The organism is Roseivirga sp. AWQ4_251 (assembly GCF_056158225.1).
The window spans coordinates 2756981-2779525 of record NZ_JBSWSW010000001.1 but is presented as its reverse complement, the minus strand read 5'-3'; the positions used below and the strand labels follow the sequence as shown (position 1 = coordinate 2779525).

The window sequence follows — 22545 nt, the reverse complement described above, 5'->3', positions numbered from 1 at the left end:
ATAGAAAGAGCTTTGAAAATACTAGACTGCACCTTACGAGATGGTGGTTATTATACCAACTGGGATTTTAAAAATGATATAGTCGAAACTTACTTCAAGGCAATGCAAAAGTTGCCAATTGAGTATTTGGAGGTAGGTTATAGAAGTAGGGAATTGACACAATACCTAGGTCAGTATTTCTATTGCCCAGAATATGTGTTGGAGAATGCCAGGCAGCTCACCGATAAAAAACTGGCTGTCATTTTAAATCAAAAGGATTTTCCAATCTCTGATGTAAAAGGGAATTTGGTTCCTGTTAAGGAATACCTTGATTTGGTCAGAGTAGCGGTTAACCCAGACAGCTTTGAAGATGCCTTGATTCTTGCTAAGGAATTGAAGGCCCACGATTTTAATGTGGCCTTCAATGTTATGTATATGTCATCTTGGGCCGAAAAAGGTGGTTTTATAAAGGAATTATCCAAAACATCGGGTCTAGTAGATTTCTTCTATATGGTTGATTCCTTTGGTGGGGTTTATCCTAATGATGTAAAGGAGATCATCAAAATGGTAAGAGATCAGACAGATGTGGCTTTGGGTTTTCATGGCCATAATAATTTGGAACTGGGGCTTATCAATACGCTTACAGCCATTGAAGAAGGAGTGGACATTGTTGATGCTACCATTACGGGAATGGGAAGAGGAGCCGGTAATCTAAAAATGGAGTTACTTCTTACGGCTCTTAACGCAAAGAATAATCTTGAAGTGGATTTTAATGCATTGACTTCTGTGGTCGATCCTTTTGAAAAGCTTCAAGAACAACACCGTTGGGGCACCAATTTACCCTATATGGTTTCAGGTGCAAATTCACTGCCTCAAAAGGATGTAATGGAGTGGGTTACCAGAAGGTTTTATTCCTTTAATAGTATCATTAGGGCACTTCAAAATAGAAAGGGCGGCAGCAAGGATAATGAAAAGCTGGATACTTTCCGTCAAGTTAATTCATATGAGAATGTGTTGATTATAGGAGGTGGGCCAAATGCAGTTGATCATGCAGAAGCGGTTAAACACTGGATCAAAAAGAACGATTCTGTAGCAATTATTCATGCCAGCTCTAAGAATGCCAAACATTATGAAGAACTTGCGAATACTCCTCAATTTTTCTGTTTGGTGGGAAGTGAAGGCCACCGTTTAGAAAAAGTGTTTGATCAAACTTCTGATTTTAAGGGAGAATGTGTTTTGCCTCCATATCCAAGGGAAATGGGAACTTACATTCCTACAGCGTTGAAGGATAAGGCAAAGGAATTAAATGAGGTGACTTTTACCAAAGTAAATAAGGATACCCATACTGTAATTGCCCTACAAACTGCACTTGATCTTGGAGCTAAACAAGTTTACGTAGTTGGTTATGATGGTTATATGGAGGGTGCTATTTCTCAACAAGAGAAGAGCCTTTCCGAAGAAAACGAAATGATTTTTGAAGATTTCATAGCTTTTGTGAATAGCTCCATAGTGTCGTTAACACCAACCAATTATAAAAAACTCAATGTTCAGTCTGTTTATGGCAAATTAGTGTGATGAAAGTTTCTTTTTTTCTCCCCATAAGAACAGGTAGCCAGAGGGTTTTAAATAAGAACATGAGACCATTTGCTGGATTCGAGTGTGGGATTTTAGAACTTAAGCTTAGACAATTGCTGAAATCCACAAAAATTGACGAGGTTTTACTCTCCACAAATGATCCTTCTGCTATTGACTTAGCGAAAGCCCTAGATAAGGATGGTGAGAAAATTAAAATAGATGAAAGGCCTCAGGAGCTGTGCTTAGATTCCACTTCTTTGACCGATTTGATAAAATATGTGCCAACTGTGGTTTATAATGAATTAATATTATGGGGACATGCTACCACTCCCTTGGCGAATGCAAAAATCTATGATAAGGCCATAACCGATTATCATGAGGCGATTATTAATGGATATGATTCGTTAATTTCTGGGTGTTCGTTTAAGAATTTTCTGTTCAATAGGAAGGATAATAAATTCATTAAAGAACAACAGTCGGGTTTACAGTGGCCAAGAACTCAAGACTTGCCAGATTTATTTGAAGTCAATCATGCTATATTTTTGGCACATAAGAACATTTATATCCAACACCAAAATCGAGTGGGAGCAAATCCTTATTTCTATGAGATGGATAGATTGACATCAACTGATATCGATTGGGAAGAAGATTTTAAAATCGCAGAAGTGCTCTATGAAAAGTTTGGAGAAATATAAAGTCATCTTTTGGGATTTTGATGGTGTGATTTTGGATTCCATGTCTATCAGAGACCGGGGTTTTGTAGAGGTTTTAAAAGATTATTCCGAAGATCAAATAAATGCTCTTTTAATATACCATCGTGAAAATGGAGGACTATCTAGATATGTGAAGTTTAGATATTTCTATGAAGAGATTCTTGGTGAAGAAATTTCAGATGAGCAGGTTAACCATTTGGCAGATCGTTTTTCAGAAGTAATGAAAGAACTGCTTACCAATCCTGATCTTCTGATTTCCGATAGTCTGAATTTTATCATTGAAAATTCTGAAAGCTATAGGATGCATATTGTCTCCGGTTCAGATGGTAATGAGTTAAGGTATCTTTGCGGAAAGCTCAATATTGACCAATATTTCATCACTATAGATGGCTCTCCAACTCCAAAAAAGCAATTGGTAAAAACGGTTTTGTCTGAACTTGGGTATAAACGTGAAGACTGCGTTTTAATTGGAGATTCGAAGAACGATTACGAAGCGGCCGTTGATAATGAGATAGCCTTTATAGGGTATAATAATTTAAAGTTGAAAGAGATAGGGGAAGACTATATAGAGAACTTCAAATGAAATTAATAAAAGCGATCTTAGGTTTTCTTATTTTACCTTTTAAGACAAAGGTTTTTAGGCCAGAAAAGGTATTTAAAGGCAAAAGGGTTGCAGTGGTAGGGGCAGCTAACTCAGCTTATGATCATAAGAATGGACATTTCATTAATGGATTTGACTATGTGATTAGGATAAATAAATCCTTGGTAACATGGGATGAGAAAAATGAGGATTACTTAGGTACTAAGTGTGATGTTCTTTTTCATAATTTTCATGAGAATATGGATAGAGGAGGAGCAGGGAAGTTAGATTGGAAATTGTTTAAAAGTTTTGGCTTACATTATTTGGTTCAACCCAGATTTGATAGAGATGGCTGGCGATCAATGTTTAATTACTTTAAAAAATATCTAAATTATACTGATACTATTTTTATTCTGCCAAAGAGGTATTATAAGGATATTACCGATCTATTTGATGATTTTCATCCAACAAAAGGATTTTGTGCTTTATATAGTGCGTTAACTTCAGAGTGCGAAGAGGTTTTTGTCACTGGTTTTACATTTTTTAAAACTCCATATGCTGAAGGATATAGAGATAATATTAGAGATGTAGAGTCAAATAGAAATCACATTCGGAATCAAGGCTTGCATGATATTAATTTGGAATTTCTTAATTTTTTGAAAATCCTCGAAACATCAAGAGCTAAGAAGATATTGGTCGATAGTCAGTTATATAAAATTGTTGAGGTAGAAGGGGCAAGTGTGATTGAAAAAATATTGAAAGTCAATTGAAAGAGTTAGTAAAAAATATTTATGACGATCTAATCTTCTATAGTGGAGGTACAATTGGAAAGAAAATAATGACTTTCTTTTTTAAGCCTGCCTTTCGGCTCATGAGAAATTACAGGATGGGAAACTATTTTTTTTACCATCGCTCCTTTATTTCCGGATTTATACTTATTTATCTTAAGCATAGGCAGTTAAAGTATAATTCTTGTCAGATCTCATATGAGACACAAATTGGGAAGAAGTTAGATTTACCACATCCTGTTGGAATTGTTATCGGAAAAGGGGTGCAGATTGAGGACAATGTGAGCTTATACCAAAACTGTACTTTGGGGAGAAAAGCAGAGGAAGAATACCCTATTGTTAAATCAGGAGTTACAATTTTCCCATCTTCCATAATTATTGGGAAGATTGTTATTGGAGAAGGGGCTACTATAGGAGCGTCTTCTTTTGTAAATAAATCAGTAGGCCCTAATGAAGTTTTTATTAATAAGATCTGAGACATGAAAATCCTTTATATCTCAGATTCATCCATTCCTTCTTACTCTGCTAATAGTATTCATGTTATGAAAATGTGTCAAGCATGGGGTGAACAAGGCCATGAGGTGACATTAATAGCAAAAAAAACTAATGCTTGTTTGAGTGGTGTTGAAGATGCCTTTTCTTTTTATGGAGTTAAGCAGAAGTTCAAAATGAAATTCTTTCCATCAAGACCTTTTCCAGGGTCGGGTAGGGTTTATAATTTTTTATTGCCGTTTTTTTCATTTGGAAACTTCGATTTAGTGTATACCAGAGCTATTTATCCCGCTTTTTGGTATTCTCTTTTTAGAAAGTCTGTGGTTTTTGAGATCCATGAACCATTTGATACGAAGAGTAAATGGTTATCCTTCATATTTAAATTTATAATCAAGAAGAAAAAGGTCAGAAAATGGGTGGTAATATCTAGCCCGATTAAGACTTACTTAATAGATCGGTTCAAAATAACGGAATCTGAAATTTTAGTGGCCCATGATGGAGCAGATGAAGTTAAAGATGGACAACAAGCCTTAACTTCTAATTCTAAGACCAATCAAATAAATGTTGGATATGTAGGGTCGTTATTGCAGGGAAAGGGAATGGAGATAATATTTGAGTTGAGCAAAGCTCTCCCCAATGTGAATTTTCATGTTGTTGGTGGTACAGATAATCAATTGCTTGAATGGAAAGGGCGTGTGAATCCTTCTCAGAGTATAATATTTCATGGTTTCATAGAACACTCCAAAACTGTTAGTTTTTTAAAATCCTTTGATATTTTGATTGCTCCCTATCAGAGGAAGGTTTTTGTAAAGGAAGAATCAAATTCTAACAATATTGCTAAATGGATGTCTCCTCTGAAAATCTTTGAATATATGGCTGTTCAAAAACCCATTATTACGAGTGATTTAGAAGTGATAAGGGAGATTGTGGAAAATAAAAAGTCTGCATTGTTATGCGATCCAGATAATATTCAAGAATGGGTAAATGCGATCAACTTGTTATCTGGAAATTCCGCAGTTGCCTCGGAACTTTCTAAGGAAGCATATAATAAGTTCATTATGGAATTTACTTGGTATAGAAGGGCAGAAAATATTTTAAAGTTCATCAACAGTTGAAAATCCTACAACTCATTCAAAAAAAGCAGCTTAGAGGAGCCGAAATGTTTGCCTGTCAACTTTCTCAGAACTTGGTTGAAAGCGGGCATAGCGTTAAGGTAGTATGCCTGTTTGGAGGGGATGCTAAATTGCCTTTCGAAAATATTCTTTCATTAGGTGGAAACCCTAATAAAAGGCTGTTTGACAAAACAGCTTTGGAAAAACTAGCTTCAATCATATCCGAGTTTAAGCCAGATATCGTTCAGGCAAATGCGGGAGATACCTTGAAATACGCCAGCCTTTCTAAGCTAATCTTCGGATGGAAGGCTCCTTTGGTTTTTCGGAATGCCAATAAAATGGGGGATTTTATAAACTCAACTCCCAAAAAAATATTCAATCAGTTTTTAGTAAATAGGTGTGCTGGTATTGCTTCTGTAAGCGAGCTCTGTAGGCAGGATTTTTTGAATACTTTTAATTTTGAAAGCTCAAAAACTGAGACTTTACCTATTGGTACTAATTTGAATTATGAGACCTACGAATGTCCTATAGACCTTAAAGATGTGAAAGATTTTTCTCCCATTCTAGTGAATGTGGCTAGTTTGGTGCCTGAGAAAAATCATTTAGGACTTCTTGAAATTTTCTCAGCAGTGAAAGCGAAATTCCCCGATGCAAAGCTTTTAATTGTTGGGGATGGTAAATTGCGAGGCAAACTCACAGAACAAATCAATATAATGGGCCTGACCGATTCAGTTAAATTGCTCGGCTATAGAAATGATGTTCTTTCGATTCTTCAAATGTCTGACTTGTTTGTTTTGCCAAGTAAAATTGAAGGCTTACCAGGTGTTATTCTCGAGGCGTTTATGCAAGGAATTCCTGTGGTAGTAAATGATGTAGGTGGAATTTCCGAAGTTGTGAAGGATAAGGTCACGGGTAGGTTAATCGATCCTTTAGACCCTTCAGGATTTACAAAGGCTTGCGTGGAACTACTCAAAAATGAGGATTTGGGTAAAGAGATATCCAGCAATGCGAAAAAGTTAGTAGAGCAGGATTTCTCTAATAGAATTATTGCCGATAAGTTTGTTACTTTTTACACAAGGATTAGTAAAGCATAATGCAGCGAATCAAAGTTCTTCATATCATAAAATCCCTTGGTAGAGGTGGAGCAGAAATGCTTTTACCCGAAACTCTTTCGTTGCATGATCAATCAAAGTTTGAATTCCACTACATTTATTTTCTTCCTTGGAAGAATCAAATGGTGACAACCATTGAAACCAATGGAGGAAAAGTAACTTGTTTTAATGCATCGAATAACATAAAGATTCTTCTCAAAAGAAACGCCATAGCAGATTATGTGGTAGAGAATAAAATTGATGTTATCCACTGTCACTTGCCATGGGCTGGTGTTTTGGGGCGATTGGTATTTAGGAAAACTCATGTTCCAACCTTATATACCGAGCACAATAAGCAAGAACGCTATCATATTCTCACGAAATTATTGAACAGGTTCACTTTCAATTGGCAAAGTATGGCCATTGGTGTCTCTGATGATGTTTCTAATTCAATCAAAAAAAATATCGATCCCACTATTCCCGTAATAACGATTCTTAATGGAGTGAATACTGACAAGTTTGTAAGGGGTGCTACCCAATCTTCTGTAAGGTCTGATTTAGGGATTCCTGAGGGTGCATTGGTGGTAGGTACAGTTGCTGTTTTTCGATTTCAAAAGAGATTGGTAGAATGGCTAAAAGTGATGAAAGCTGTTTGTGATGTGAATCCAAATTTTTATGGTGTTGTCGTGGGAGATGGGCCACTGAAAACAGAGATAATGGCAGCTCACAAAGAACTTAAATTAGAAGGTCGAGTGTTTTTTGCAGGGTTGCAGGAAGAGGTTAGGCCTTACTTTAAAGCTATGAATGTATTCATGATGACCTCAGAATTTGAAGGATTGCCAATCGCACTTTTAGAGGCTATGAGCATGGGATGTGCTATTTTTACAACAAATGCTGGAGGAGTAGGAGAAGTCGTGAATTCCAATGAAATTGGGAAATGTGTTGATGTTACAGAATGGGAGTCTCTATCTCAGGAACTTCTAAAACATACAAACCTTGAAGAACTCGGGTTAATGGGAGAGAATGCTAGACGAAGAGTAGAAACTGCTTTTAGCTTAAAGACCATGGTAAATCATTTGGAAAGCCTTTATGAGTTGTATGGTTCATAATTAATAAGGACGAGGATTATGATTATTCGAAAAGCAACCCAAGAAGACATACCTCAAATTATCGAACTACTAAAAAGTTCTTTGGGGGAAGGATTGATCAAAAAATCAGAAGAGGCATGGCGTTGGAAGCATGAGCAGAATCCCTTTGGCCCTTCTCCTGTTTTGGTTGCTGAAGAATCTGGTGAAATCATTGGTGTTCGCGCTATGATGCAATGGCGTTTCGAGAAAGACGGAAAAATTTATAAAGCGGTTAGAGCAGTGGATACCGCAACTCACCCAGCACATCAAGGCAAAGGGATTTTTAAAAAATTAACCTTGAAATTAATTGATGAATTAATTGATGAGGGTTATGATTTTATTTTCAACACGCCCAATGATCAGTCTCGTCCAGGCTATTTGAAAATGGGATGGGAAGAATTGTATAGAATTCCTATCCGTCTAAAGGTCTTATTGATGTTTAAATCAAAAGAAGTTACACCTAACGAATACACAATAGAATCGGGCAAATGGCCTATTCTAGATGACTCTCAAAGGGCATACTTCAAATGGAGATATCAAGATAATCCTTTAGCTCATTATTATCAGTTTTCCTATGGTAAGAGTGGTATTGTCTTTTTTAGAATAAAGGAGAATAAATACTTCAATGAATTTCGCATTTGTGACACACTGATTGACGAAGCTGAATTCAAACAATTTAAAATCCAGCTCAAATTGGCCATGTCCACCTTCAAGTCCAGAGTTGCTTCGGTCGGAAGCCCTTCTATTGGTAGCGCTACTGCATTTTATTCTAAATGTGGTTTTCTTCCTAAAATGGATAAAGGGCTTTTGTTAACTTCGCGTAAACTGAATACGGATTTTCAAGAGTACTTTTCTCCATCGGAGTCAACTTCTTTTGATTTAGGTACATACGAATTGTTTTAATGTTATATGGTTTTTTAGTCATATTATTAACAGGCGGGATTGCCTTTGGCATGATTGAGGCAAATGCTAAGCTTGATGAAACAGATAAGAAGAGGCTTCGCTCATTATTTCTGTTTCACTTGTTTATGGGCTTTGTTTATTTCGTCTATGTTCAATTTAATAGAAGTGATTCAAGGGGCTATTTTAGTGCGGTAACCTTGAATGAAAGCGGCTTAAATTGGTTCGATTTTTTTTCAGAAGGCACCCATTTTATCGAGTGGGCTATTTGGCCCTTTATTAAGTATTTGGGGTTTACCTATGAAGCTAGCATGGCACTTTTCTGTTTCTTTGGCTTTATTGGGTTCTATTATTTTTACTTATTCTTTAAAGAAAGATTAAGGTTTAAGCATAGTTTTTATGGCGTTGATCTTTTAACGATTTTTTTGTTTCTACCCAATATGCACTTCTGGACAGGCTCTTTAGGGAAAGGTTCATTGATTTTTTGTGGTATTGGTCTCTTCGTCTATGGAATGAATAAATTTCAGAAGAGAATAATTCCTTTAATGATTGGAGCCTTTATCATATGGGGTATTAGAGTTCCTATTCTCTTAGTGTTAGTTATCGGGGCAGCTATCGGTTTTTTTATAGGAGCCAAAAAACTCAGCTTTTTTCAAAGAGCAGTTGGTATGACCATTGGGCTTGTTGGATTGTTTTACGTGTCTCAAATGACAAGTTCTTTTTTGCAATTGGATCAAATCAATGATGTTTCAGGGTATTTTGATAACAGAGGACAGGAACTTTCGAAGGGTTCAGGTTCAGGTGTTAATATTGCCAACTATAACCTGGCTCAAAAGATGTTCACCTTTTTGTATAGGCCCTTATTTGTAGACGGTGTTAATGCTCTTGGTATAGTGGTTTCTTTCGAAAACCTTTTTCTGATTATTATGACGCTAAAGTTATTTAGTTGGAAGGCCGTTAAATATTTGTTGAGCTCGGATTATATGGTCAAAATGTGCTTGATAGCCTTTGTCGGAGCATCGTTTGGACTTTCCTCAATAGCGGGTAATTTGGGTATTGTGATTAGGCTTAAGACTATGATTGTATATTTTCTTTTGTTTGTGGTTATTCAATATTTGGATGATGACAAAATGAAAAAATATATAGCATATAAAAGAAGGAAAATGCAGATTCAAAAATTGAAGGAAATTAGAGATGTCGCCTAAAGGTATTTTTACAGTTTCCTTAGATTTTGAACTTCACTGGGGTGTTTTCGATAAAAAGAGCGTTGATGATTATCGAGAGTATTTCTTGAAAACAAGGTCAAATATCGATTTACTTTTATCGATTTTTAAAGAAAATGGAATTCATGTTACATGGGCCACAGTTGGCGCTTTGGGACTAACCGATCTTCACGACCTCGATAAGGCGCTTAAAGAAATTAATGTAACGTATAAAGAGACTGCATATAATCCTACAACATTATTGGATGGCAATATTATAGGTCAAAATGAAGATCAAGACCCATTTCACTTTGCCAGTTCTTTAATTGAAAAAATAAAACAAGCAGAAGGACAAGAAATGGGCTCTCATACCTTTTCTCATTTTTATACGCTTGAACAGGGAAGCTCTCTTGAGTTATATAGAAAGGATTTACAACTTGCTTCTGAAATCTTATCGAACCATGGTACAGCTGTCACTTCTCTAGTTTTTCCGAGAAATCAATACAGTGATGAACATTTAAAGATTGCTTTTGAAGAGGGAATTAGATCAGCTAGAGTGAATCCCAAAGATTGGTTTTGGAAAACAGAAGCGCAGTCCAAGGAACCCATGAAGAAGAAGGTGTTTAGAACGCTGGATCATTATTTTAGATTAGGGAAAGATACTACTTATGCTTTAGAGGATATTATTCAAAGGGATGGAGAGCCTGCCCTGATGCCTGCGAGTAGATTTTTACGACCGCCAAGCACGTTGGACAAGGCTTTTGGAAGGGCCAAAGTAAAGAGGATTTGCAATGAAATGACTTATGCGGCCAAGCAAGATCGAGTTTACCATTTATGGTGGCATCCTCATAATTTCAGTGTAAACTCGGATCAATCTTTTGATGAGCTTAATCAGATTTTAAATCATTTTCAAATACTTAAGTCCGATTACGGTATGCAAAGCTTAAATATGGCTGAAGTTTTGGTTAGGCTGGAGGATTCTAAATTGTAAATGGTGAAATTATTAAGAGTAACCACGGTCCCAATGTCTCTCCGGTATTTGATACGTGGGCAAATGAAGTTCATGAAATCGAAGGGGCTAGAGGTAACCATGGCGAGTGCAGATGGCCCTGAGGTAGATGATGTGGTGGAATATGAAGGGTGTAAGCATGAGAAGTTCAATTTGACTCGATCCATAACCCCTTTTACTGATCTGAAAACTTTGTTAACCCTTTCTCAATGGATTAAGAAAGAAAAGATTGATGTGGTTCATTCTCATACCCCAAAAGCTGGCTTGATTGCCATGCTGGCTTCCTTTCTGGTTGGAACAAAGGTGAGACTTCATACCGTAGCGGGAATTCCATGGATGGAATCACAAGGATTTAAAAGAGTTTTGCTTAAAAATGTAGATAAACTGGCTTTGAGCTGTGCTACAAAAGTCTATTCTAATTCTTTTGAGCTTATGAAGTTCATGCTCGATGAAAAACTTGTTAGGGCCGATAAGGTGACCGTTTTGGCCAATGGAAGTTCTAATGGAATTGATACTGACTTTTTTTCTAATAAAAGTGTCAGCAATTCAAAAGAAGAACTTCGTGATGAAATAGGAATTCCATTGGATAGCTTCGTTTTTGTTTTTGTAGGAAGGGTAGTGAGAGATAAAGGAATGGAAGAGCTCGCAGAAGCGTTCTCTACAATGCCAAAGCAATGTAGTTTAGTCATTGTTGGTCCTTTAGAACAAGAACTCGATCCAATTTCTAATGAGTTTTTTAGCTTTTTTCAAAATGCACCGAATGTTCATTTGGTGGGTTATCAAAATGATGTAAGGCCTTTCTTGAAAATGTCAGATGCTTTGGTCTTCCCTTCTTACAGAGAAGGTTTTCCAAATGTACCTCTACAGGCTGGTGCTATGGATTTACCTAGTATAGTGACTAATATCAATGGTTGTAATGAAATCATTGAACATCAAGTGAATGGACTAGTTGTAGAACCTAAAGATTCGGAAGGCTTAAAAGAAGCCATGAAAACTATGTTTGAGCAGCCTGAGCTTTTTGAGAGCATGAAAAATAAGTCAAGGAAAAACATTGTTGATCGCTACGATCAGAAAGTCATTTGGAATGCCTTATATGATGAATATCAAAAGCTTTTGAAAGAAGATGTACACTAGTTTTTTCAAACCTCTTTTTGATTTTCTGATCGCGCTGATTGTACTGGTGGTTTTCAGCCCGCTGATAATCATAACAGCACTTCTCCTTTTTATGCTTAATTCTGGCAAACTATTTTTCTTTCAAAGAAGGCCTGGGAAAAATGGTAGGATTTTCAAAATAGTGAAATTCAAAACCATGAATGACAGGAAAGATAAGGATGGTAACCTTTTGCCAGATGAAATCCGATTGACATGGGTTGGGCGATGGGTAAGAAAGCTTTCCATTGATGAACTCCCTCAAATGATTAATGTATTGAAAGGCGATATGTCTTTAGTGGGGCCAAGGCCTTTGCTTGAAGAATATTTGCCTTTATATAATTCAGAACAGGCTAAAAGACATAATGTTAGACCTGGAATTACGGGATGGGCGCAAGTAAATGGGCGAAACACACTGAGCTGGAAGTCAAAGTTTCAATACGATGTTTGGTATGTAGATCACATCTCTTTTTACCTTGATTTTAAAATCTTACTTTTGACCGTCAAAAAGGTTTTTATAAGCGAAGGAATAAGCTCAGATACATCAGCAACCATGGAAAAATTTACTGGAAACTAGTATGATACTCTTCGGTGCTTCTGGCCATGCTAAAGTGATTTTGAACATCCTCGAATTAAGTGGAGAGAGTGTTTCATTTCTTGTTGATGGTAATCCAAACATTAAAAAACTGAACGGATATCCAGTTATTCACGAATCCCAATTTGATCTTTCTGAAGAGCCTTTAATTATTTCTATTGGAAATAATACGATCAGGAAAAAATTAGCTAACAAATATTCCGGAAACTACGGAAGGGCCATTCACCCAAAATCTATTTTGGACAGCAATGTCGAAGTAGGGGAAGGTACGGTAGTGATGGCGGGAGCAGTGATTAATAACAGTGCAGTTATTGGCAGTCACTGTATTATTAACACTTCTGCAAATGTAGATCATGATTGTGTCGTAGGAGACTTTGCGCACATAAGCCCAAATGCTACTTTATGTGGGACGGTCTCCGTAGGAGAAGGCACACATATAGGAGCCGGAGCTACCGTTGCTCCAAATATTAAGATAGGAAAATGGGCCACCATAGGTGCAGGTTCGGTAATAATTTCAGACGTTCCCGATTTCGCTGTTGTGGTAGGCAACCCTGGGGCAATCATAAAATATAACGATGAGCAAAGATAGGATTTGGCTTTCATCCCCGCATATGGGAGGGGCCGAGATGAGATATGTTCAAGAGGCATTTGATACCAATTGGATTGCACCTTTAGGAGCTAATGTTGATGGTTTCGAAAAAGAGCTTTCTGAATACTTGAATGTTCCTTACGTTTCAGCCCTTTCCAGTGGAACTGCAGCTATTCATTTAGCTTTGATTCTTTTAGGTGTAGAAAGAGGAGATGAGGTTATAGCTCAGAGTTTTACTTTCTGCGGTACTACCAATCCGATACTTTATACAGGAGCAACTCCAATATTGGTTGATAGTGAAAGAGATTCATGGAATATGGATCCTGAACTTTTAGAGGAAGCCATTCTAGATAGAATTAAGAAAGGAAAGAAGCCTAAAGCCGTAATTCTTGTCCATCTCTATGGAATGCCAGCTAAAATAACTGAAATAGCCAAGGTTTGTCAAAAATATGAGATTGCTCTAATCGAAGATGCAGCCGAAGCACTTGGGTCTACTGTTGATGGTAAAAAGGCTGGGGCTTTTGGCGATTTTGGAATTCTCTCCTTCAACGGAAATAAAATTATTACAACTTCTGGTGGAGGAGCCTTAGTGAGCCATAATAAGAAATATATAGATAGAAGTAGGTTTTTAGCCACGCAAGCAAGGGACGAAGCACCTCACTATGAACATTCCGAATTAGGCTTCAATTATAGGATGTCGAATGTTTTGGCGGGCATTGGACGTGGTCAATTGGAGGTTCTGGAAAGCCATGTTCAGAGAAGAAGGGAACTTAATGCATTGTATAATTCTATGTTGAATTTTGATGGTATAGAATTCCAGAAGGAATGGAATTCTCAGATAAGTTCAAATTTTTGGTTAACTTCGATGCTAATTGAGCCAGAGGAATTGGGTTTGTCTCGTGAGGATATCAGGCAAGAACTCTGGAAGGAAAACATTGAAACACGCCCTTTGTGGAAACCCATGCATATGCAAAAGCTATATGAGGGTTCTCCATATTATGGAAATGGTGTTAGTGAAGAATTATTCGAAAAAGGATTATGTCTTCCTTCAGGCTCTAATATGACCAAAACCGAATTTGAAAGAGTGATTGATGAATTCACTCGAATAGTGCAAAAATGATCAGGAGCATTAAGACTTTAAACGTACTTCCAAGATGGATTATCGTAATGATAGATCTTGGGGTTTATGCATTTGCTGCTTTAGTAGCCTATTTACTGCGTTTAAATTTTAATGTTGGTAATTTATATGATTACAATTTTTTAAGAGGCATAGTTATTTTTTCTACAGCAGGCCTGATTAGTTCTTTAATCACCAGAAGTTTTGCGGGTATTATTAGATATACTGGTATCCAAGACACTTTACGTGTTCTTTATGCAAGTTTGCTGGCGTTAGCATTTTCTTTTGGGATTAATTATTTGTCTGAGAATTCAATTCCTTATTCAATAGCCTCTATAGCCTTCTTTGTGGCTTTGGTGGTTCTTACAAGCTATAGATTAATTGTAAAAGAACTTTTTGCTTATTATAGAACTGCTCCGAAGGTTTCTAAAAAGATTTTGATTTTTGGAGCGGGTCAGTCAGGCATGATTACCAAGCAACTTTTAGATAATGACACTTCTTCTAAGGTTAAGGTGATTGGCTTTTTGGAGGATAACCCCAGAAAGATCGGGAACATTATAGGAGGGGTAAAGATTTACTCTGCGCGGGGAGATTTTGAAAGAGTGGTTCTTAAAAATGGACCGACAGAACTGATCATAGCGACTACCAATATGTCTTTAGATAGAAAGAACGAATTGGTAGATCAATGTTTGCAATTTGGAATGAAGGTTTCAAGTGTTCCTTCTGCTGACCAATGGATAGGAGGCGAATTTGGCATTGACCAAATCAAAGAAGTTAAAATTGAAGATCTTTTAGGTAGAAATCAGATTAACCTGAAGGACACTTATGTAAACCAAGAATTGACTAATAAAAGCGTCTTGATTACAGGAGCAGCGGGTTCTATTGGTTCGGAATTGGTTCGTCAGGTTTCTAAGTACGGGCCAAAGAATTTGATTCTTCTGGATCAGTCAGAAACGGGTTTGTTCGAAATAGAGAATGAGGTTAAGGCTTCTCTTCATTCGGCTCAGAACCTAGTTTGCTTTATGGCTGATGTTGCCAATAAGGAAAGATTAAGACGGGTATTCAGGGATTATTCTCCGGATTATGTATTCCATGCCGCTGCTTATAAGCATGTGCCAATGATGGAGGCTAATGTTCCCGAGGCTATTCAATGTAATTTGATGGGGACCAGGAATTTAGCAGATCTTTCTGTCGAATTCGAGGTTAAGAAATTCGTTATGGTTTCCACCGATAAGGCTGTGAATCCAACCAGTGTAATGGGGGCCACAAAAAGAGCGGCAGAGATTTATGTTCAGTCATTGAACAATTTGCTTTCTGAAATTGAAGCTGATGCTCCAACTCGATTTATAACCACAAGATTTGGTAATGTTTTGGGCTCAAATGGGTCGGTGATTCCTATTTTTCAAAAGCAAATCCAAAAGGGTGGGCCGATAACAGTTACTCACCCAGAAATAACTCGCTTTTTCATGACTATACCGGAGGCATGTAGCCTTGTGTTGGAGGCTGGTGTAATGGGCAAGGGAGGAGAGATTTTCGTTTTCGATATGGGCAAATCAATTAAGATTGTTGATTTGGCGAAACGAATTATCCAGCTTTCTGGATTGAGAGAAGGAGAGGATATTAAAATTGTTTTTTCTGGCCTTCGCCCAGGAGAAAAGCTTTATGAAGAACTGCTGGATGATGGAGAAAATACTATGAGTACCCACCATCCAAAAATTATGATTGCGAAGGTTCGTGGCGTTGATTTTTCTGAAGTAAAACGTCATTATGAAGAATTGGAGGAAACGATTTTACAAAACGCCAGTTTAACCAACGATGAAATGGATATGAGGTTGGTGGGTTCTCTAAAGTCTTTAATTCAAGAATACAAGAGTAAGGAATCTCGATTTGAGGTTTTAGATTAATAAAGAAATAGTGATCTCCCGATCACTGAAAGGTCCAGAGGCTATTTTTTGACGAAAGTCTGAGCTTCTTCAGGATTAAAATCTTCCGGTCTTTCAGAGGCGTCTTTTCCCGCTTCAAAATCACACAAAAAAGAATTTTCCTTAAACTCAATAATGCCATAAAGGGTAAGTCCGACAATAGGCCCTTTGGTGAAATCATAGAGGTCTAACTGAATAGGTTCGGTTGAATAGTCAACATTATATTTGATGTTGAAAGTGTCGACTTCCGTGTCGAATGGGATGATCCATTCAGCAGTTTGATCTTCATGGAAAATTAGGGTTTGACCCATATCGTTTTCCCATGCGCCTAAAATGCTTTTCTTTTCAGAACAGGCAGCCAGAACAAAAAATAGAGAAAGGAGTAAAAGGTTTCTTGTCTTCATAGTAATTACAAATGTAATTGCTTTCTCATATCAATTTGAAATCACTACGAATTTCTCATTTACAGTATGGCTTGTGGAATCGAGCAAAGCTCTGGAATCTTTAAGGAATATCTTCATCTTGTTTTTTGAGAATTCTGTTAATCCTTTAAAGCTTTGACTTTCGGCTATTCTGCCGGCTATCACTTCGTAACTTCGCCTTCCTTTTACAATAGGCTTATTCACCCAGGTTAAGTGGTATGTATAATCTGATATTACGCTTTTATTGCCTGTTTTGCTAATGGTGAGCTCAACCATAACCCCGCCATCTCTTTTTCTAGTTCTTTGGTCTGAAATAAAATTGCCCAATGAATAGGCTATGAATTTCTCTTTCTCTCCGGCTTGAGGTAAAATCATTTCCATAGGCTGAATTACATGCGGATGACTACCTATGATAATGTCCACGCCATGCTTAAAGAGAAAATCAGCTAGGCTTTTCTGTTTTTTAGAGGGCTCAGAAGAATATTCAACTCCCCAATGAAGATAGACAGCCAATTTATCTAATGATTGATTCTGGGCTTTAAGAATGTCTTTTTTGATTTGAAGCGTATCTGTTCTGTTGACAATGCTAGGTGATGGGATTTTCCTGCCATTTGTGCTTTCTGTATAATTAAGAATGCCCACCTTGATTGTTCCTCGCTCAAGAATCAGCAGGTTTGAGCTATCTCTGTGTTGTTGATTGTAAAAGGTGCCTGTATGCTTTATTTTCATAGAATCGAGCGATTGAATGGTTCGTTTAATCCCTTTTAAGTCATGATCACAGGAATGATTGTTGGCCGTAAGCAATACATCAATGCCGCTTTTGTGAGCAGCTAGTGCCAATTCATCAGGAGAAGAGAAACGTGGGTAGCCAGAATAAGGGGCACCAGCCAAAGTGACTTCTAGGTTGCCAATTGCAAAGTCAGCGCTTTTTAATATTGGGCTTATTTTGGCGAACATTTTGTCGAAGTCAAATGAAGCCTTTGTGGAATCATACGCTGCGTCAATTTGAGCGTAGTGCCCCATGATGTCGCCAATAAACAATAATGATAATGATTCTGTAGAATAAGGATTTTGTGCGTTTACACGAAATACACTCAAGGCTATCAGTAGAAGGGTAAAAAGTGGTTTCATTGCTGAGTTAAAAAATACTCCGAATGATGAAATTTAGTAAAAAGAGGCAAGCTTTTGAGTGATAGCGATTGCCTTTTTTGTCTTTTGACGTGGTGGTGCAGGCAATGTGCAGGCTTAACAATAAAAAAGCCTCACACTAATAAAGTATGAGGCTTTTTGTTGGTCTACTAGGGCTCGAACCTAGACTCTTCTGAACCAAAATCAGACGTGTTGCCAGTTACACCATAGACCATCCTTGAATTCGGAGTACAAAAGTAGCTGTTGGTTTCTAATTTGAAAACCTTTTCGTGAAAAATTTTCAGTTTTTTTTATTCCTCGATTTTCCAGAAAGCTATGCCTCCAGCTTGTTTTCCAAGATAGGCCGTGTCTATCAACTGGTTAGAGCTTAAATCGAAAATATCTACCATGCCAGGGTCTCCATTTTTTCCTTCTACAGAAACAAAGGCGTATTTGCTGTCCGATGAAATGGCAACGCCATGTGTTACTTTTTGGCTATTGTCTAACCTAGCTACTTCTTTGCCACTATCTAAATCCCAGATTCCGGTTTTCGCTGCTGTTTTATAAGAAACTACCATTCTTTTCCCGTCAGGAGAGATGTCAATGTTGTAAGGGCCTTTGTCTGTAGTGAACTTACGGGTTACTTTCCAAGTGTCCGTATTGATTTCAAGTACCATATCAGCGCCATTTCCTGCTACGTACACAAAGTTTTTAGAAGGGTGTGTACTTACCCAAGTTGGTTTAAAAGCTGAATGTTTCATCGTTCCACTCTCATGTCCCATTTTTGAATGATCCATTTTACTGTGATCCATGGTATTCATATCCATTTTGGAATGGTCCATAGAGGCGTGATCCATTGGCATTGAAGCAGCTGCTGCGTCTAAGTCTAACTCGTGGCTTACATTGAGTGTCAAAGCGTCAATTTCAAAAAGTTCTCCCGACATCATGCCTACAGAATATTGTTTTAAACCGTCTCTGGAAAGGCGAGAACCGTGAGGCATTGTGCCCACTGTGATTTTCTCCAGTTCGGTCATGCTTTCAACATCCACTACTGAAACCGAGCTGGGCACCATGTCTCCATGAAGGTTAAAATTGACGCAATAGAGAAGCCCTGTGGCAGGAGAAACTTGCATAGAGGCAGGGAACAGTCCTAAGACGGCAGTTCCTACCACTTCATCAGTGCCTGTTTTAAACTTGTATAGAGTTCCGTAAGGATTTCCATGAGCCAAACTTAAGTACCAGTATTTGCCTTCAGGACCTACTGTAATGCCATGTGGCCCTTCGTTTTCTGAAGGCCAAACTCCCACTGGGATTCTTTTAACGGTTTCGGCTTTTTTGCCATCAAACTTGATTAGGGCAACTTCATCTTCTGATTCTGCCGCCACATACACGTAGTAGTTTTGTGCTTGAACCAAAACAGCCATCAGTAACATGGCTAATATTCCGATTGCTTTTTTCATACTTATCGGTTTTGAAATGCTTGTATAAAGAAGGTGCTAGCGTTTAAACTAGCACCTCGATTTTATTTGCTCTGAATTTGAGTGTTTTTTGGTTTCTCTGGTTCTACTTTAGCCGCCCATAATCCACTGTTCCAATCTGAGTAGAATACGTGGCCTTTGTAGGCCTGAGCACCCCAAGTGAAAGGCGCGTTAGGAACGTAGCCATTAGGGTCGTTAGGGATGATCCAAGCGATTTCTCTGCCTTGTTTTCTAAGGTCACCCATAAGTTCTCCGCTTAAATCAACTACTCTTACGCCTCCATTATAGAATGCTACATAAAGCGTTTCTCCTTCAATCCAGTAGTTGTGAGAGCCAGCGTAAGGCACTTCAAATCTAGCTACTTCTTCAGGATTGTCTAGGTCTGTGAAATCAACAACGTGTAGGTAACCTCCGGCCATATTTGGGCCTTGCATATTCAATCCGTAAGGGAAAATTTCATCACCACCAATTACGTAGAACTTACCTGTTGATGGGCTTCTGAAAGGGAAACTGGCATGGTTAGCTTTGTTTGGGTAAGCGTAGCTAGCAAACTGCTTAGGGTTTTCAGGAGAACCACCAGCAATTCCGTTTCCAACATCCACCAACTGAATTCCATCGCTCCAATTTGAAGAGTAGGCAATGCCGTCTTCCACCCAAACATCGTGAATAGAGTGGCCAGGAGTGTCCAATTCAAACTTTGAAACAGCAAAAGGATTCTTAGGGTCTTTAATGTCGATTACATAGTACTTCTGTCCAGCGCTAAGTGCATATACGTAGCCTTTAGAGATAAACACGTTGTGTACACCACCTGTAAGATTTTCATCAAAAGTTGAAATAATTTCTGCATTTCTTGGGTTGGTTACGTCTATGATTACCAAACCATTTTTACGGTTTGAAGCACCTTCACGGCTGATTACACAGATTTTTCCATCTTCAGAAATCTTAACATCATTTACAGTTCTGGCATCTACTTGTACAGAGTTGATTTTAGTGATGTTGGCAGGGTCAGTTACATCCCAGAAATAAGCTGTGCCATCGGCTCCCCAAGTGCCAGTAACGGCATAATCGCGGCCATCTACACCTTCCCAAACCCAAAAATCTGAAGTGTGCTTATCGCTAACAGAACCATGGCCTACCAATTCGATTTTCCTTGAAACTTCTCGCGTATCAATTTTTAGGGTTTTGGAAGCCGAAGCCACTCCGCAAGATGCAGTTACCACATACTTGCCAGGTTCATCGGCCACAAAGCGGCCATCTTGTTTGATTAAGCCAGATGCTGATTGCGATACATTGTCCGAAACACCATTGAAAGAGTAATAAATAGGCGCGTCAGTAATTTCTTTTCCGCTTTTGTCTAAAGCTTTTGCAGTGAAATGGAATACATCGCCAGTTCTGGCTTCATTGCCATCCGAAGTGAGCTCAATCTTTACGATTGGATTTTTTACTACGTTTAATGCTACTGTATTGCTAACATCGTCTGCTGTAAGTGTAATTGTGGCTTTGCCCGGAGTATGGGTGCTCACCATACCGAAAGCGTCTACATCGGCAATGGATGTGTGCTTAGATTCAAAAGTGACCTCTACATTATCGCGAATAGCTCCCGAAGCATCAATAACCTTGTATTTAAGGTTTACAGGTGTGCCAGCATAGATTTTATCAGGGATTTCCTCTACTTTGATTTCGGCAATGGCGGGGTAGTTCACGTTAATTTCGAAACTTTTACGAATACCGTCAGCAATGGCCAATGCGGTGTGCTTTCCTGGTTGCAAAGCCTTGGCTGTCATAGTGGAATCTATTTCTAATGCTCTTCTTGCTCTAGAAAATAGAGTGACAGGATCTTTCAATTTCTTCCCGTTCTCCATGATATAGGCATTAATTTTAATGCTCTGACCTACATCTAGGGTGATGTTCGCTGGCTCGATTACAATTTCCTTTTGGGCAAAAAGCGCCATCGGAAATAACATAGCCAGCACATAAAGTGCTTTTCTTAAGTTGTTCATGGTTGTGAATAGTGTGTCAATCTAACAATGTACTTAATAAAGGTATGGCTTACAATACTTTTTGGATTGGTTGGTTTTGCAGCGGTTTAGGTTGAAGCTCAATGGCTAACCATTGATTCTTCAATTTCTTCCAAGGTTTTACCTTTAGTTTCAGGCATAATCCGCCAAACAAAAATTAATTGCAAAAGCATCATAAACGCGAAAAAGGCAAACACAGGCCATGGGTTGTCTCCAAAAATACCTTCGCTTTTATCGATGAATAAAGGGGTGATTTGTGAAATAATCGCGGCAAATACCCAATGTGTTCCGGCACCAAAAGCCTGACCGAATGAGCGGATTTTATTCGGGAAGATTTCAGAAATGAAAGCCCAGATTACCGCACCCTGACCAATGGCGTGAGCCGCAATAAAAACCAAAATGAAAATCAGTAAAGTTGAAGGCCCAACGATTGAGTGGAATGCCCAAGCGGCTCCAGAAAGGCCAATTATGTAACCAAAAGAACCTATATACATGAGTTTTCTTCTTCCTGAACGGTCAATCAGGAACATGCCCAATAGCGTGAAAATAAGATTGATTCCGCCAATGGAGATGGAATTGAATAAGGATTCTTCCGAAGCAAAGCCTGCCTGAGCCAAAAGTTCGGGGGCATAATATAGAATGAAGTTGATGCCTGAAAGCTGATTGAAGAAGGCGATTAAAAAGGCCAACATAATCGGTTTGCTGTATTTTTTTGAGAAAAGAGAAATCTTTTCACCGGGCGTAGGAAGGTCTGTCTCTATTTCTTTTAGTTTCTCTGGCGCGCTACTTCCGTATATATTTTCCAGAACTGATAAAGCTTGTGTATGGTCTTTCTTCTTAAGAGCCAACCATCGTGGGCTTTCAGAAATAAAGAGAACAAGTACAGAATAGGCAAGAGCGGGTAGTCCTTCTATACCCAGCATATAGCGCCAATCATTTTCGCCTCCTACACCTATGAGCAGATAGTTAGAAATGTATGCAATCAAGATTCCGAAAACGATCATGAATTGATATAAGGCGACCAATCTACCTCGTTTATCGGCTGAAGATATTTCTGAAATATAAGTTGGGGCTGCTACCGATGATGCTCCAACTCCAAGGCCTCCGATAAATCGGAAGAAGGAAAAGGAGTAAGGGTCGGTGGCAAGGCCAGAACCGATGGCCGAAACAAAGTAAAGTACCCCAATCCAAAATAGGGTTTTCTTGCGTCCGTATTTATCGCATGGAATTCCTCCAAAAAGAGCTCCAACCACAGTTCCCCAGAGGGCCATGGACATAATAAAAGTGCCGTGAAAAAATGGGGAAGTATTCCAGAGTTCTTTGATAGGTTGATTGGCTCCTGAAATCACTACGGTGTCGAAGCCGAAAAGAAAGCCAGCAACGGCCACTGTGGTGGCCCATAAGCTCATTTTGTTGCTTTTCATGTTAAGGTTGATTAAAACAAAATATGCTTAATATATCGATTTCCAAGATTATAAACATACAATCAACTTTATGAATTATATCAAAAAAAGAGGGCGTTTTAGACAAAATGTCCAAAACGCCCTCTTTTGTGTTTT

General features: G+C 38.2%; 21 protein-coding genes and 1 tRNA gene. 16 read left to right on the top strand and 6 right to left on the bottom strand.

Annotation, left to right across the window (positions count from 1 at the left end):
- Window positions 1-12 precede the first annotated feature (12 nt).
- The 16 genes from ACXACJ_RS12100 to ACXACJ_RS12025 are packed head-to-tail and all read left to right on the top strand — an operon-like array spanning window position 13 to window position 15922.
- Complete coding sequence (locus tag ACXACJ_RS12100; RefSeq protein ID WP_475134646.1) at window positions 13-1554, top strand: aldolase catalytic domain-containing protein; 1542 nt, start codon at window positions 13-15, stop codon at window positions 1552-1554.
- Complete coding sequence (locus ACXACJ_RS12095) at window positions 1554-2249, top strand: acylneuraminate cytidylyltransferase family protein (protein ID WP_475134645.1); 696 nt, start codon at window positions 1554-1556, stop codon at window positions 2247-2249. The genes ACXACJ_RS12100 and ACXACJ_RS12095 overlap by 1 nt, the downstream gene beginning before the upstream one ends.
- Window positions 2236-2850: an HAD family hydrolase gene (locus tag ACXACJ_RS12090; RefSeq protein WP_475134644.1), complete on the top strand. Its 615-nt coding sequence runs from the start codon at window positions 2236-2238 to the stop codon at window positions 2848-2850. The genes ACXACJ_RS12095 and ACXACJ_RS12090 overlap by 14 nt, the downstream gene beginning before the upstream one ends.
- Complete coding sequence (locus ACXACJ_RS12085) at window positions 2847-3617, top strand: glycosyltransferase family 29 protein (RefSeq protein WP_475134642.1); 771 nt, start codon at window positions 2847-2849, stop codon at window positions 3615-3617. The genes ACXACJ_RS12090 and ACXACJ_RS12085 overlap by 4 nt, the downstream gene beginning before the upstream one ends.
- The gene (locus ACXACJ_RS12080; protein WP_475134641.1) at window positions 3614-4111 is read left to right on the top strand and encodes an LbetaH domain-containing protein; all 498 of its coding nucleotides are present in this window, start codon (window positions 3614-3616) and stop codon (window positions 4109-4111) included. Before ACXACJ_RS12085 ends, ACXACJ_RS12080 begins: the two co-directional genes overlap by 4 nt.
- A 3-nt stretch (window positions 4112-4114) precedes the next feature.
- Window positions 4115-5242, top strand: a complete 1128-nt coding sequence (locus ACXACJ_RS12075; RefSeq protein WP_475134640.1) for a glycosyltransferase family 4 protein — start codon at window positions 4115-4117, stop codon at window positions 5240-5242.
- Window positions 5239-6333 carry a glycosyltransferase family 4 protein gene (locus tag ACXACJ_RS12070; RefSeq protein WP_475134638.1) on the top strand — a complete coding sequence of 365 codons (1095 nt, stop codon included), beginning with the start codon at window positions 5239-5241 and terminating at the stop codon, window positions 6331-6333. The genes ACXACJ_RS12075 and ACXACJ_RS12070 overlap by 4 nt, the downstream gene beginning before the upstream one ends.
- Window positions 6333-7439 carry a glycosyltransferase gene (locus ACXACJ_RS12065; protein ID WP_475134637.1) on the top strand — a complete coding sequence of 369 codons (1107 nt, stop codon included), beginning with the start codon at window positions 6333-6335 and terminating at the stop codon, window positions 7437-7439. The genes ACXACJ_RS12070 and ACXACJ_RS12065 overlap by 1 nt, the downstream gene beginning before the upstream one ends.
- Before the next feature lie 18 nt (window positions 7440-7457).
- Window positions 7458-8360: a GNAT family N-acetyltransferase gene (locus tag ACXACJ_RS12060; protein ID WP_475134636.1), complete on the top strand. Its 903-nt coding sequence runs from the start codon at window positions 7458-7460 to the stop codon at window positions 8358-8360.
- On the top strand, window positions 8360-9562 hold the full coding sequence (locus ACXACJ_RS12055; RefSeq protein ID WP_475134634.1) for a hypothetical protein: 1203 nt from the start codon (window positions 8360-8362) through the stop codon (window positions 9560-9562). Before ACXACJ_RS12060 ends, ACXACJ_RS12055 begins: the two co-directional genes overlap by 1 nt.
- A complete protein-coding gene (locus tag ACXACJ_RS12050; RefSeq protein WP_475134633.1) occupies window positions 9552-10550 on the top strand; it encodes a polysaccharide deacetylase family protein in 999 nt (332 codons plus the stop codon). Before ACXACJ_RS12055 ends, ACXACJ_RS12050 begins: the two co-directional genes overlap by 11 nt.
- Window positions 10551-11702, top strand: coding sequence for a glycosyltransferase family 4 protein (locus ACXACJ_RS12045; RefSeq protein WP_475134631.1), 1152 nt, complete (start codon window positions 10551-10553; stop codon window positions 11700-11702).
- Window positions 11692-12294, top strand: coding sequence for a sugar transferase (locus ACXACJ_RS12040; protein ID WP_475134630.1), 603 nt, complete (start codon window positions 11692-11694; stop codon window positions 12292-12294). Before ACXACJ_RS12045 ends, ACXACJ_RS12040 begins: the two co-directional genes overlap by 11 nt.
- Before the next feature lies 1 nt (window position 12295).
- Window positions 12296-12901 carry an acetyltransferase gene (locus ACXACJ_RS12035; protein WP_475134628.1) on the top strand — a complete coding sequence of 202 codons (606 nt, stop codon included), beginning with the start codon at window positions 12296-12298 and terminating at the stop codon, window positions 12899-12901.
- Window positions 12888-14021: a DegT/DnrJ/EryC1/StrS family aminotransferase gene (locus ACXACJ_RS12030; protein WP_475134627.1), complete on the top strand. Its 1134-nt coding sequence runs from the start codon at window positions 12888-12890 to the stop codon at window positions 14019-14021. The genes ACXACJ_RS12035 and ACXACJ_RS12030 overlap by 14 nt, the downstream gene beginning before the upstream one ends.
- Complete coding sequence (locus tag ACXACJ_RS12025) at window positions 14018-15922, top strand: polysaccharide biosynthesis protein (protein WP_475134626.1); 1905 nt, start codon at window positions 14018-14020, stop codon at window positions 15920-15922. The genes ACXACJ_RS12030 and ACXACJ_RS12025 overlap by 4 nt, the downstream gene beginning before the upstream one ends.
- A 41-nt stretch (window positions 15923-15963) precedes the next feature.
- On the opposite strand, the gene ACXACJ_RS12020 is transcribed toward ACXACJ_RS12025, so the two are convergent.
- The 6 genes from ACXACJ_RS12020 to ACXACJ_RS11995 all read right to left on the bottom strand — a co-directional run bounded on the left by ACXACJ_RS12020 (window position 15964) and on the right by ACXACJ_RS11995 (window position 22410).
- Window positions 15964-16344, bottom strand: a complete 381-nt coding sequence (locus ACXACJ_RS12020) for a hypothetical protein (protein ID WP_475134624.1) — start codon at window positions 16342-16344, stop codon at window positions 15964-15966.
- Between the two features lie 30 nt (window positions 16345-16374).
- Complete coding sequence (locus ACXACJ_RS12015; protein ID WP_475134623.1) at window positions 16375-17493, bottom strand: CapA family protein; 1119 nt, start codon at window positions 17491-17493, stop codon at window positions 16375-16377.
- Window positions 17494-17652: 159 nt separating this feature from the next.
- A tRNA-Gln gene (locus tag ACXACJ_RS12010) sits at window positions 17653-17725 on the bottom strand.
- 76 nt (window positions 17726-17801) lie between these two features.
- On the bottom strand, window positions 17802-18950 hold the full coding sequence (locus tag ACXACJ_RS12005) for a YncE family protein (RefSeq protein WP_475134622.1): 1149 nt from the start codon (window positions 18948-18950) through the stop codon (window positions 17802-17804).
- Between the two features lie 62 nt (window positions 18951-19012).
- Window positions 19013-20968, bottom strand: a complete 1956-nt coding sequence (locus tag ACXACJ_RS12000) for an Ig-like domain-containing protein (protein WP_475134621.1) — start codon at window positions 20966-20968, stop codon at window positions 19013-19015.
- A gap of 98 nt (window positions 20969-21066) precedes the next feature.
- On the bottom strand, window positions 21067-22410 hold the full coding sequence (locus ACXACJ_RS11995; protein WP_475134620.1) for a sugar porter family MFS transporter: 1344 nt from the start codon (window positions 22408-22410) through the stop codon (window positions 21067-21069).
- Window positions 22411-22545: the final 135 nt, after the last annotated feature.